The organism is Faecalibacterium prausnitzii (assembly GCF_019967995.1).
Lineage (GTDB): Bacteria > Bacillota > Clostridia > Oscillospirales > Ruminococcaceae > Faecalibacterium > Faecalibacterium prausnitzii_E.
Genome location: NZ_CP065377.1, coordinates 2,050,862 through 2,063,300, shown reverse-complemented (window position 1 = coordinate 2,063,300; position 12,439 = coordinate 2,050,862). Strand labels below are relative to the sequence as shown.

10 protein-coding genes and 2 tRNA genes are annotated in these 12,439 nt (G+C 60.1%); all 12 read left to right on the top strand.

Annotated elements, in window-relative coordinates:
• The first annotated feature begins 35 nt into the window (after window positions 1-35).
• The 12 genes from I5P96_RS10185 to I5P96_RS10130 all read left to right on the top strand — a co-directional run bounded on the left by I5P96_RS10185 (window position 36) and on the right by I5P96_RS10130 (window position 12,420).
• Entirely contained in the window at window positions 36-737 is a 702-nt protein-coding gene (locus tag I5P96_RS10185) for a pseudouridine synthase (protein ID WP_223381945.1), read from the top strand.
• Window positions 738-1,001: 264 nt separating this feature from the next.
• Complete coding sequence (locus tag I5P96_RS10180) at window positions 1,002-2,087, top strand: PucR family transcriptional regulator (RefSeq protein ID WP_055189472.1); 1,086 nt, start codon at window positions 1,002-1,004, stop codon at window positions 2,085-2,087.
• Window positions 2,088-2,199: 112 nt separating this feature from the next.
• Complete coding sequence (gene ftsE / locus I5P96_RS10175) at window positions 2,200-2,961, top strand: cell division ATP-binding protein FtsE (protein WP_097792662.1); 762 nt, start codon at window positions 2,200-2,202, stop codon at window positions 2,959-2,961.
• A complete protein-coding gene (locus I5P96_RS10170; protein ID WP_223381943.1) occupies window positions 2,958-3,863 on the top strand; it encodes a cell division protein FtsX in 906 nt (301 codons plus the stop codon). The genes ftsE and I5P96_RS10170 overlap by 4 nt, the downstream gene beginning before the upstream one ends.
• A gap of 18 nt (window positions 3,864-3,881) precedes the next feature.
• Window positions 3,882-5,222: a murein hydrolase activator EnvC family protein gene (locus I5P96_RS10165; RefSeq protein ID WP_223381941.1), complete on the top strand. Its 1,341-nt coding sequence runs from the start codon at window positions 3,882-3,884 to the stop codon at window positions 5,220-5,222.
• Window positions 5,223-5,383: 161 nt separating this feature from the next.
• Complete coding sequence (locus tag I5P96_RS10160; RefSeq protein ID WP_223381940.1) at window positions 5,384-6,763, top strand: S41 family peptidase; 1,380 nt, start codon at window positions 5,384-5,386, stop codon at window positions 6,761-6,763.
• A 73-nt stretch (window positions 6,764-6,836) separates the two neighbouring features.
• Window positions 6,837-7,694 carry a 16S rRNA (adenine(1518)-N(6)/adenine(1519)-N(6))-dimethyltransferase RsmA gene (rsmA, locus tag I5P96_RS10155; RefSeq protein WP_097792659.1) on the top strand — a complete coding sequence of 286 codons (858 nt, stop codon included), beginning with the start codon at window positions 6,837-6,839 and terminating at the stop codon, window positions 7,692-7,694.
• A gap of 109 nt (window positions 7,695-7,803) precedes the next feature.
• A tRNA-Thr gene (locus tag I5P96_RS10150) sits at window positions 7,804-7,878 on the top strand.
• Window positions 7,879-8,187: 309 nt separating this feature from the next.
• Window positions 8,188-8,273 (top strand) — tRNA-Tyr (locus tag I5P96_RS10145).
• Between the two features lie 209 nt (window positions 8,274-8,482).
• Window positions 8,483-8,740 carry a hypothetical protein gene (locus tag I5P96_RS10140; protein WP_223381938.1) on the top strand — a complete coding sequence of 86 codons (258 nt, stop codon included), beginning with the start codon at window positions 8,483-8,485 and terminating at the stop codon, window positions 8,738-8,740.
• 51 nt (window positions 8,741-8,791) lie between these two features.
• Complete coding sequence (locus I5P96_RS10135; protein ID WP_223381935.1) at window positions 8,792-9,853, top strand: SpoIID/LytB domain-containing protein; 1,062 nt, start codon at window positions 8,792-8,794, stop codon at window positions 9,851-9,853.
• 128 nt (window positions 9,854-9,981) lie between these two features.
• Entirely contained in the window at window positions 9,982-12,420 is a 2,439-nt protein-coding gene (locus I5P96_RS10130; RefSeq protein ID WP_223381933.1) for a glycosyltransferase family 2 protein, read from the top strand.
• Window positions 12,421-12,439: the final 19 nt, after the last annotated feature.

Below are 12,439 nucleotides of genomic sequence, written 5' to 3'. Positions count from 1 at the left end.
GGCAGGGCGCAGCTTTGCTATCACAAGGAGAACCCATGCGATTGGATAAATATCTGGCCGAGACGGCCCAGTGCACCCGGAGCGAGGCGAAAACGCTGCTGCAAAAGGGAAAGGTGACCGTGAACGGCACGCTCTGCAAAAAAGGGGACACCCAGCTCCGGGAGACGGATGTGGTGGCCGTGGAAGGGAGACCGCTGGCGTACCAGAAGTTCGTCTACATCATGCTGAACAAGCCCGAAGGTGTGGTCAGTGCCTCCATCGATAAGCGGGATACCACCGTTGTGGACCTGCTGGGCGACGCCTACCCCCGGCGGGAACTGTTCCCGGCCGGGCGGCTGGACAAGACCAGCACCGGCTTCGTGCTGCTGACGGATGACGGCGGCTTTGCCCACGACATCCTGGCCCCGAAGCGCCATGTCTCCAAGACCTACACCGTCACGCTGGACACGCCGCTGACCGCTGAAATGAAAGCGGGCTTTGCGGCGGGTGTCACCCTGGCGGACGGCACAGCGCTTTCCCCCGCCGAGGTGGAGGCCATGACGCCCGACGGCCTGACGGTGCGGGTGCTGCTCAAACAGGGGGTCTACCACCAGATCAAGCGGATGTTCGGCGTTTACGGCGCGGGGGTCAACGCCCTGCACCGGGACGCCATCGGCGGCCTTGCGCTGGATGCGGCCCTTGCGCCGGGGCAGTGGCGGGAGCTTTCGGACGCTGAAGTGGCAGAAATTACCGGCTGAAGGGGTCGGCTTTTCACCCCATTTTCAAAAAAACATCACAATTTCCCGGTAAAATACAGATAAGAACCACGCAAAAAGGCGCTTTTTAGGCCGTGTCAGACCCCTGAAAGATAATTTCAACAAGAAAAATAAAAATTTTTTGGTGAAATATGTTGCAAAAGTAAATTCTTTTGTGTAAAATAGATAATGTAATGCGGCGAAATTGTTAAAAATCACAATCTCGCCCCTGCGGCTTGCACAAAAGAGGAAAAGGGGTATCCATTTATGGCCAATAGAGTATTCCAGAGCGTGATCTACCAGATGAAAGACGCAATCGACCGTGTGGTCGGCGTGGTGGATGAGACCGGTGCAGTGATCTCCTGCTCGGAGCTGAACCTGATCGGAGAAGTGCGCGAAGGCTTTATGGCGGAGCGCCTGACAGCGGGCGACCGTTTTGTGCGGGATGGCTACACCTATCAGCAGTTCTCCAGCGCCAAGCACAACGACTACGCTGTCTTCGTGGAGGGCGCGGACGAGACCGCCGGTCAGTTTGCGGCGGTGCTGTCCATCAGCCTGCAGAGCATCAAGCAGTATCACGATGAAAAGTTCGACAAGTCCAACTTCATCAAGAATGTGGTGCTGGACAACATCCTGCCCGGCGATATCTACGCCAAGGCCAGAGAGCTGCACTTTGCCACCGACGTTTCCCGCGTCGTGTTCATCGTGCGCGTGACCAGCGGCGGCGATATCTCCGCTTACGATGTCGTCAGCAGCCTGTTCCCCGATAAGCAGAAGGACTTCGTCTTCAACATCAGCGAGACCGACACCGTTCTGGTCAAGGAGATCCGCAAGGGCATCGACCGCACCGATATGGAAAAGCTGGCGGCCAGCATCGTGGATACCCTGTCCGGCGAGCATTACATCAAGGCAGTCGTGGGCATCGGCACTCCCATCTCCAATGTGAAGGATCTGGCCACCTCCTTTAAGGAAGCCCAGATCGCCATGGAGGTGAGCAAGGTCTTCGATACCGAGAAGCAGATCATCCGCTACGACAACCTCGGCATCGCCCGCCTGATCTACCAGCTGCCCACCACCGTGTGCGAGATGTTCCTGCGCGAGGTGTTCAAGCAGGGCAGCATCGAGAGCCTGGATCAGGAGACGCTGTTCACCATCCAGCGCTTCTTCGAGAACAACCTGAACGTCTCTGAGACCAGCCGCGGCCTGTTCGTCCACCGCAATACGCTGGTGTATCGTCTGGAAAAGATCAAAAAGCTGACCGGCCTGGACCTGCGTGAGTTCGACGACGCTATCGTCTTCAAGGTAGCATTGATGGTCAAGAAGTACCTGTCCAACAACCCGGCCAAATATTGATGTTCGCTGTGCGGCACAAAGCCGCCGGCGCTGGAACCGGCCGCTCGCAACCGATGCTGGCCGGTTCTTTTTGGGTACTGACCAAATAACTACGTCAGGAGCAACTAAACTGATGATTGATTTTGAACATGTTTCCAAGCAATATAAAAAGGGCACGAAGCCCGCGCTGGAGGACATCAACTTCCATGTGGACGACGGCGAGTTCGTCTTCCTGCTGGGCCACTCCGGTGCAGGCAAATCCACCCTGCTCAAGCTCATCCTCCGGGAAGAGAAGGCCAGCCAGGGCCGTGTCCTGGTGAACGGCAAGGATGTTGCGAAGGTCCGCCGCCACAAGATCCCCTATCTGCGCCGTCAGATGGGCATCATCTTCCAGGACTTCCGCCTCATCCCCACCATGACGGTCTATGAGAACATCGCGTTCGCCATGCACGTGACCAACATCGGCCGCAGGCAGATCAAGGAGCGTGTGCCTTACATGCTGGAGCTGGTCCATCTGGAAGACAAGGCCAACGTCTACCCGGAGTTCCTCTCCGGCGGTGAGCAGCAGCGCGTGGCCGTGGCCCGCGCACTGGCGCATGCGCCCAAGCTCGTCATCGCGGACGAGCCTACCGGCAACATCGACCCCGAACTGAGCCTTGAGATGATGGAACTTCTGGAGCGGGTGAGCGGCATGGGCATCACCGTGCTGGTCGTCACCCACGAACACGAGCTGGTCCACCGCTTCCACCGGCGGGTCGTGACCCTGAAGGATGGCCGCATCGTCTCCGACATCCCGGCCGACCGGGAGGCAGAGCCGGATCTGGCGCTGCCGCTGGACAGCCTGGAGGAGACCGGCGAGATTACACTGGAGACCGGAAAGGAGGCACTGGTATGAAACCTTCCACCTTTGCATTCCTGACCCGGCGCGGTGTGCGCAACCTGGGCAAGCACTGGGCCATGACCATTGCCTGCATCGCCTCTCTGAGCGTCTGCATGACGCTGAATACCTTTGCAAACCTGGCCGAGGTCAATGTGGACAGCATGGTCAACTATCTGGGCCAGCAGAACGAGATGGTCGTTTTCGTGGACCCGGAGGCCGACGATGCCGCCACCGCCGCTGTGGGGGAGCGCATCGCCTCTACCCCCGGCGTCAGCGGGGTGCAGTTCATGTCCAAGCAGGACACCCTGAATGCCTACAAAGGCTTCCTGTCGGATTATGCCTCCCTGCTGGACGAATTTGAAAACGACAACCCCTTCAAAGCCAACTACCGGGTCTCGCTGAGCGACCTCAGCCAGATGGCTTCCATCAGCCAGACCTTCCAGACCATCCCCGGCGTGTACAGTGTCTCGGCACCGGTGGAGATGACGCACACCTTCGTGGAGATCCAGCGGGCCGTGACCAAGGGCGGGCAGATCATCATCCTCGTCCTGATGGCGGTCAGCATCATCACGGTGGGAAGTACCATCCGCCTGAGCGTCTTTGCCCGGCGGCGGGAAGTCGAGATCATGAAGTATGTGGGCGCGACCAACGCCATGGTCACGCTGCCCTTCTTCATCGAGGGCTTGACCATGGGTCTTATCTCCGGCGCGATCACCTCGGCGGCGAGTATCGGCGGTTACTACTACATCGTGCAGGTATCCGGCACATTCGGCGGCCTGTGGGAGATGCTCATGGGTGCGGCTCTCGTTCCGGTGGAGAACGTCTGGCAGACGATCCTGCTCTACAGTCTGGCGGCGGGTGCGCTCATCGGCGGTCTGGGCAGCATGTTCTCCATCCGCAAGCACCTGAATGTGTAAGCGAAGGGGGAGACCGCGATGAAAGCAAAACATTCGGCCGGGTTCCGGCTGTATCACCGCCCCGCCCACGCAAGACCCAGCCACCACCCCGGCCGCGCGATGCGGGCGGCCAGCCTGTTTCTGGCCATGGCCTGCCTGCTGCTGACCGTTTCGGTCTACCCGGCCGCGGCAGCGACCAGCATGTCCAGCCTGCAGAACAAGCTGAACAAGCTGAGCCAATCCATCGAGCAGCATAAAAAAGAGCTGTCCGACGCCAAAAAGAAAGAACAGGCCGCCAAGGCTCTGGAGTCCGAACTGAAGGAAAAGGTCACGGTGGTCCAGGGGCAGATCAGTGTGCTCAAAACGCAGATCGCTCAGGTGCAGAACAGCATCGGCCTCAAGGAGCAGGAGATCGCCGCTAAGGAGCAGGAAATCGCCGCCAAGCAGGAGGAGATCGCCGCCAAGCAGGGCGAGATCGACGCCCAGTGGAGCGCCTTCAAGGGCCACATGGCCGCCATGCAGGAGCTGCGGGAGGGCGGCAGCGTGGCGATGCTCTCCTCGGTCACCAACCTGTATGAGCTGTTGACCTTCAATGAAGCATTGCAGGACATCTCGGTCAAGGATACCGAGATCCTGACCAATATGCGCAACGCGAAGGAAGCGCTGGAAAACGACAAGCTCCAGCTCGAAGAGCAGCGAGCCGAGCTGAAGACGCAGAAGGCAGACCTGCAGAGCAAAAAGGCAGATCTGGATGCACAAAACAACCAGATGAGCGCAAAGCAGAAGGAGCTGAACTCCAGCGTCGCTGCCGCCAAGATGAGCGCAGCCGAGGCTCAGCAGGCCCAGAAGGATGCACAGGCGGCCATCGAGTCGGATGAGATGAACTATGAGGCGGTCAAGAAGGAGATCCAGAAGCTCATCGCCCAGGCGGCTGCGGCCAAGCCGCAGCTGAGCTTCACCGGCTTCATCTGCCCGCTCAAGAGCTATACCCGCATCTCCAGCGAGTACGGCTGGCGCAAGAACCCGGTGACGGGCGTGAACAAGCTCCACGCCGGCACCGACTTTGCGGCCCCTGCCGGAACGCCCATCTATGCCGCAGCCAGCGGCTATGTGCAGGTGGCGGGCTGGTCCAGCGGCGGCTACGGCAACTATGTCATCATCTACCACGGCAAGATGTCGGATGGCAACCAGTACAGTACGCTGTACGGCCACATGCGCTCGGTGGCGACCTCTGCGGGCAAATATGTCAAGCAGGGCGAGATCATCGGCTATGTGGGCAGCACCGGCAACTCCACCGGTAACCACCTCCACCTCGAAGTCTGGAAGGGCGGTTCCAAGGCCAATGCCGTGAATCCTAGAAGTTATATTCCTATAAGATAATTCCTGATGGTATCAAAGGAGGCCGTTCGGTCCTATGAACGAAGAAAAACGCAAGCGCATCCTGCGCTGGGGCTGCCTGATCCTGGCAGGGGTGTTCACCCTTTCTCTGCTGGGCAGCGTGGTCGTGATGCTGCTGGTCTGACCGAGGAGGAAACCACACAATGAATCGCAAAATCTCTGTTGGCATGGCGGTCAGCATCGTGATCCTTGCCATGACGGTGACCTTTTCCATCACGATGCTGGTGGCGATGCGCCTGTTCGACAGCACCGTTTCCAGCGTGAAGGAAAAGGAGAGCATGTACAATAAGATCGCCGAGGTGGACCGCTACGTCCGCAGCAACGATTATTACCAGATCGACGAGACCACCCTGTACGACCGCCTGACCGCAGGCTATCTGCTGGGCACCGGCGACAAATACGCCCGGTATTATACGGCCTCCGCATACACGGACCTGATGAACGCCCAGAACGGCACCCTGCTGGGCATCGGCGTGGAGCTGGCCGTAGACCAGTCCGGCTACGCCAAGGTGACCAAGGTCTACGACGAATCCCCGGCCAAGGAAGCCGGCATCACGGTGGGCTGCTACATCACCGCCGTGGACGGCACCGATGTCAAGAGCCTGAGCAGTGTGGATGTCATTCAGACCCGCCTGCGCGGCGAGTCCGGCACGAGCGTCAATGTGACCTGGCTGGACAGCGAGGCGACCGAGCACACCGTAGACCTGACCCATTCCGGCTACTCGACCACAACGGTGGATTTCCAGATGCTGCAGGGCAATGTGGGTTATATCAAGATCCGTCAGTTCGATGCCTCTACTCCCAGTGAGCTGGACTACGCCATCCGCAGCCTGAGCGCAAACAATGCTCTGAGCCTGGTCTTCGACCTCCGCGACAACGGCGGCGGCCTGCTGGACGATGCCCTCAGCTGCATCGACCTCGTGGCCCCGGAGGGGACGCTGGCCTATGCCGAGGATCAGAACGGCACCCGCACCGTGCTGGGCAGCAGCACCGGCGACTCGTATGTCAGCCTACCCATGGTCTGCCTGGTCAATGGCAACACCGCCAGCGCGGCCGAGCTGTTCGCCAGCAGTCTGCGCACCCTGAACGGTGCCCGCCTGGTGGGTACCACCACGATGGGTAAGGGCACCATCCAGAGCAGCCCTCAGCGCCTTTCCGATGGCAGTGCCGTGGTCATCACCGTGGCAAAGCTCATCTGCGGCGACGGCAGCTGCTTCGACGGCACCGGCCTGAGCGTGGATGTGGACCGCCCGCTGACGGCGGATGAGCAGACCGCGTATTACGACTACACCGTTGAGAACGACCCGCAGATCCAGCGTGCCGTCAGCACGGCGCAGCAGATGAGCGGCACCACCACCGTCAGCGGTGTCAACGAGGCGGCTTCCAGCGAAGCTGCTTCCGACAGCACCGCAGCCGACAGCGCGGCGGCCGAGGCAGCTTCTTCGGAGGCCGCTGCGTCCAGTGAGACCGCTGCCGAAAGTGCCGCTTCCAGCGAGGAAACGGCCTCTTCCACCGCAGAATAAACGAAACCAGATACCGCAAAGGCCCCCGGCGCTCCTGCCGGAGGCCTTTTTGCCCGAAGAAAGGATGGAACTTATGCCGGAGCTGACCGACCTGTCTTACGTCCGCGCCCTGTGCGAGAAATATGATTTTGCCCTGTCCAAGGGCTTTGGCCAGAACTTCATCATCAACCCCGGTCTGCCCCTCAAGATCGTGGATGCCAGCGGCGTGGATCGGCGCTATGGCGTCATCGAGATCGGCCCCGGCATCGGTGTGCTGACCCGCGAGCTGGCCCGGCGCGCCGCAAAGGTCGTCTCCATTGAGGTGGACGAGCGCCTGCCGCCCCTGCTGGAGGAGACGATGGCCGGTGTGGACAACTTCAAGCTGGTCATGAACGATGTGCTCAAGGTGGACCTCCGCGCCCTCATCGAGGAGGAGTTCCCCGGAATGCCGGTGGCTGTCTGCGCCAACCTGCCCTATTACATCACCAGCCCCATCGTCATGAAGCTGCTGGGCGACCGCCTGCCTGTGGAAAGCCTGACCGTCATGGTCCAGAAGGAGGCCGCCGACCGTCTGGCCGCAGCCCCCGGTACCCGCGCTTCCAGCGCCATCAGCTGCGCGGTGAGCTACTATGCAAAGTCGAAGATGATGTTCACCGCCGCACCGGGCAGCTTCTACCCGGCCCCCAAGGTGACCAGCGCCGTGGTCCGGATGGACATCCGCCCCACCCCCGCAGTGCAGGTGGAAGATGAGGACGGCTACTTTGCCCTTATCCGCGCAGCCTTCGGGCAGCGCCGCAAGACCGCCGCCAACGCCATCGCCAGCGGACTTGGCCGCTCCAAGGAGTCGGTCATCGCCGCCATTGAAGCGGCCGGGTTCGATGCCCGCATCCGCCCCGAAGCTCTGACGCTGGAGGATTTTGCCAAGATCCAGCAGGCCCTTGCGGCGCAGTGAGCAGACCGTCTGCCTGCGGCGGCAACACCGGCTCGCAAACAAACCCGGAAATCAAAAAATCAGCCTTGCCAAACCCGCCCGCTGGTGGTATACTATTCTGGTAGTCTTCGCTAGTGTGGCGCAATGGCAGCGCAACTGATTTGTAATCAGTGGGTTGCAGGTTCAACTCCTGTCACTAGCTCCAAGAAAAATCCTGCGATATACCGTTGAAATGGCGGAGCGTATCGTGGGATTTTTGCTTTTGTATGCGTTGTGAAATGCCCGGAAAATGCGACCGATTTGAAGAGGTCATGATGGTAAAGCGCACACATGGAGAAAAACGGCATACGATCAGAGGAATGGGGCTGCGAGAAGAAAACAAAAACCATGCAAACGCAGCGTTTTGCGAAAAAGTTGTACTTTTATAGAAATCTTTTTCAGAAATCGGTTGACAAAATCGAGGCGAGATGGTAAGATATACAGGCAGTCAGCTGTGGCTGTAAAAATTGAATCTGGGCGTGTTCCCGAGTGGCCAATGGGGACAGACTGTAAATCTGCTGCTTTTCAGCTTCGGTGGTTCGAATCCACCCGCGCCCACCAAGAGATCCAGCATCCGAACCGGGTGCTGGATTTTCTGTTTTGTAGAAACTTTTTCAGGGCTGAGCGGGCGGATTCGAACAGCTGCGGCGCTGTCGCAGAAGACAGCGCAAAAACAGCCCGGTGGGCTGTTTTTAGCAGCGCGGCTCGCGATATCCACCCGCGCCCACCAAAAAAGCTTCAACGTAACTACTACGTTGGAGCTTTTTGTTTTGTATGTGCATGAAACTCACGAATGCGGGCGGATTCGAACAGCTGCGGCGCTGTCGCAGAAGACAGCGCAAAAACAGCCCAGTGGGGCTTTTTTAGATGCGCGGCTCGCGATATCCACCCTTGCCCACCAAGAGATCCAGTATCCGAACCGGGTACTGGATTTTCTGTTTTGTGGAGACTTTTTCAGGGCCGGGCGGGAAGAAGGCAAATGTGAAAAACAAAGTCCGGTCCTTGCTCATGCCCGCTGGGTGTGTTAAACTGGAAGAAAAAATTGCACATATGAGGTGCATTCTGGGAGGAAACCGACTTTGAAGCGTATTTCGATGGTTGCAAGCCGCATTGCGGCGCTGGTACTGGCCGTGGTGCTGCTGTGCACGGCGGCCCCCGCCGCATCTGCCGAGGGCGAGACGGCCCACCCCACCACCATGGGCGGCGCGGACACGACTCTGATCCCGGCGGAGGAAGAAAACTGCCTGAGCTGGCTGTTCGGCTCGCGGAATAAGATCACGTTACCTTACCTGAACATCAAGGGCAAGGGCCTGCGCCGGAACGTGACGCTTGATCTGGTGGACTGCCTGGTGGGCATCACCTACACCGAACTTGGTTCCATTGGCAGCTTCGTCAGCGCGTCGGCGGCGCAGCAGGCCTGGAAGGCGCAGGCTGTGGCCATCCACTCCTATCTGCTGTACCATAAACAGTACGGCTCTTCGGCCAACGCCCTGATCTACACCCCGGTGGATGAGATCCCGTCCTCCACGCGGGAGGCTCTGCGCAAGGCCATCGAGCCGGTCAAAGACGAGGTCGTGACCTACAATGGTTCGGTCATTGACGCGGTGTGGTCGGCCAGCGCAGGCTATAACACCCAGACCGGTACCTACGGCACCTGTTCCGGCCAGGATGCCTGGGGCAGCGATGTTCCTTATTTGCAGAGCGTGGAAAGTCCCTATGAGGAGCAGTATCATAACCTGATGCGCCGCATCATCGGCCGGGATTACCGCTACACCGAATACACCAACAGCAAGACGGGGCAGGCTTACCAGAGCGCTGACACCACCCACAAGGATTTGGGCGGCTATGTGCAGTACAACACCCTGACGGTCGATGGCAGCAGCTACCGGTATCTCGGCCAGTTCGTCAGCTCCCGCTACTGCTTCGATTTCGGCACCGATGCCAACGGCACCCCGGTGATGTACTACTACGGCTATGGCCACGGCGTGGGCATGAGCCAGTGCGGCGCGGTGGGCTATGCCAACGAGCGTGGAATGAATTATAAAAAGATCCTCAAGCACTATTATCCCGGCACCTCCATCGGCAAGGCAGGCCGCGGCACTTCCGGCCTGTTCGGCTGGCTGAGCGGTCTGTTCGGCTAAAGAACTGGCATCCGCAGGAAAATGGGCAAAAGCGCTTCTCAAACGGGGCGGAATCTGGTATACTATATTAGTTTATAGGAAAGCGAAGCGCGGGATCTGCGTCCTGCGGAGAAGTGGAGAAATCAGAAATGCAGTTGGAGAAAGAAAAGGAAACGAGAGAGGCTGCAGAGCGCTGCCGCCTGCTGGCACAGCGCATCGCGGAGGAGCTGGCACCGGAGGCGGCTGCGGTGCTTGCAGCCGATGAGGAGTCCGGTGCGCTGCTGGAAAAAGCGCTGCGCCGTGCGGGCATCCGGGCCAACCCCTGGACGGCGGCCGCCACGGCCCAGCCGGAGCTGCTGGTGGTGGAAGACCCGGTCTGGGTCGAACTGCCCGCCCAGCTGGCCGAACAGGTCCTGCTGGTGTGCACCGATGCCACCGCCCTGTCCGCATGGGCGGAAAAGCTGGCCGAGCGCGGCTACTACCGTGATCTGCAGTGGCGCAGCCGGGGCCGTGCCCAGCAGGCGGCGCTGTTCTGCACTGTCCAGCCCAGCGCCATGGGGATGGTCCGCGGCTACGAGGAAGAACTCGACATCCTGCGGGACCGGATGGTCCGTGCAGAGCGCACCTGCGGCGAGGAAGCGGCGCTCATCGAGCGGCTGCGCAGCGACCTCTCCCTGAGCCGCAGCCACGAAAAGCAGCTGGAGCAGACTCTGAACGAGGTCACAGGCTCCACCTTCTGGAAGATGACCTGGCCCGCCCGCTATGCGGTCAGCAAGAGCCGCCAGCTCTGGCACACCTTCCCGCTCTTTGTCTTCCTGCACGAGCTGCGCACCGAGGGCGTTTCCGGTATGCTGGAAAAGGCCCGTGCCCGCCGTGTGTATGCGGCGCTCTTCCCCGGCATGACGATGCGGGCCGACCGCTTCGCCCCGGTGGAGCTGCTGGTCCGGCAGGCAAACGACCAGCCCGCCGGGCCGAAGATCAGCATCGTGGTGCCGCTGTACAACACCCCGCTGAACTTTCTGGAAGAGCTGCTGGATTCCGTCGTGAACCAGACCTACCGCAACTGGGAGCTGTGCTGTGTGGACGCCGGGCAGGACCCCGCCGTGGGTCAGAAGGTCCAGGCCCGCGCTGCGTCCGACCCGCGCATCCGCTACCAGAAGCTGGAAAAGAACGAGCTGATCCCCGGCAACACCAACCACGGCTTTGCGATGGCTACCGGCGCGTACATCGCCCTGCTGGACCATGATGACATCCTGCACCCCTGTGCGCTGTGGTATGCGGCCAAAGCCATCGCCGAGCAGAAGGCGGACTTCGTCTATACCGACGAGGCTACCTTTGAGGGCGAGGTGGAGAACGTGGTGCTTTACCACTTCAAGCCGGACTTCATGCTGGACAACCTCCGCTCCAACAACTATATCTGCCATCTGTCCGTCTTCAGCCGCGCCCTGATGGAGCGCAGCGGCGGCGGTGAGCGGATGGAATACAACGGCAGTCAGGACTACGACCTCTTCCTCCGCCTGACCGAACAGGCCGAGAAGATCGTCCACATCCCCCATGCGCTGTACTACTGGCGCTCCAGCCCCGGCAGCACGGCGGCGGACATCTCCGCCAAGACCTACTGCATTGAAGCGGGCATTGCAGCGCTCAAGGCGCATTACGAGCGCTGCGGCGTGGCGGTGGATGATGTGACCCTCATCCCCGGTACCCCCGGTTATTACAAGACCGATTACACCATCGCGCATCCGGGCCGGGTCAGCATCCTGATCCCCACCTGTGACCACATCAAGGATCTGGAACTGTGTGTGGAGTCCATCTACGACCGCACCACCTACCCGGATTTTGAACTCATCATCATCGAGAACAACAGCAGGCAGCCGGAGACGTTCCGTGCTTACAAGCGGATGGAGCAGGAGCATGCCAACCTGCACGTCGTCACCTGGCAGGGCAAGGGCTTCAACTATAGCGCCCTGAATAACTTCGGCGAGAAGTTCGCCACCGGCGAGTATCTGCTGCTGCTGAACAACGACACCGAGGTCATCACCCCCAACTGGCTGGAAGAGATGGTCATGTACGCCCAGCAAAAGCGGGTGGGCTGCGTAGGCGCCAAACTGCTCTATCCGGACGACACCATCCAGCATGCCGGTATCGGCTTTGGCATTGGCGGCGTGGCGGGCCACCTGCACAAATACTTCCCGGCGGCATCCGATGGCTACATGGGCCGCCTGAACTATGTGCAGGACGTCTACGGCGACACCGCTGCCTGCCTGCTCATCCGCCGTGAGATCTATCAGGAGCTGAACGGCCTGGATGAGAGCTATGCGGTGGCCTTCAACGATGTGGACTTCTGTGTCCGCGTCCGCGAGGCGGGTTATACCAACGTCTTTACTCCGTTCGCCCAGCTCTACCACTACGAGAGCAAGAGCCGCGGCATGGAGGACAACCCCGAAAAGCAGAAGCGCTTCCAGGGCGAGGTGCTCCGCTTCCAGGCCCGCTGGGGCGACCTGCTGGCCAAGGGCGACCCCTGCACCAACCCCAACTTTGACATCCAGCGGGAGGATTTCGCGCTGAAGATCCTGCCGCTGGAATGACCCTCCCGGTCATGCTTCG

Coding starts and splice junctions, on each gene's coding strand:
- I5P96_RS10185 (WP_223381945.1), top strand. CDS start 36: ATGCGATTGGATAAATATCTGGCCGAGACGGCCCAGTGCACCCGGAGC.
- I5P96_RS10180 (WP_055189472.1), top strand. CDS start 1,002: ATGGCCAATAGAGTATTCCAGAGCGTGATCTACCAGATGAAAGACGCA.
- ftsE (WP_097792662.1), top strand. CDS start 2,200: ATGATTGATTTTGAACATGTTTCCAAGCAATATAAAAAGGGCACGAAG.
- I5P96_RS10170 (WP_223381943.1), top strand. CDS start 2,958: ATGAAACCTTCCACCTTTGCATTCCTGACCCGGCGCGGTGTGCGCAAC.
- I5P96_RS10165 (WP_223381941.1), top strand. CDS start 3,882: ATGAAAGCAAAACATTCGGCCGGGTTCCGGCTGTATCACCGCCCCGCC.
- I5P96_RS10160 (WP_223381940.1), top strand. CDS start 5,384: ATGAATCGCAAAATCTCTGTTGGCATGGCGGTCAGCATCGTGATCCTT.
- rsmA (WP_097792659.1), top strand. CDS start 6,837: ATGCCGGAGCTGACCGACCTGTCTTACGTCCGCGCCCTGTGCGAGAAA.
- I5P96_RS10130 (WP_223381933.1), top strand. CDS start 9,982: ATGCAGTTGGAGAAAGAAAAGGAAACGAGAGAGGCTGCAGAGCGCTGC.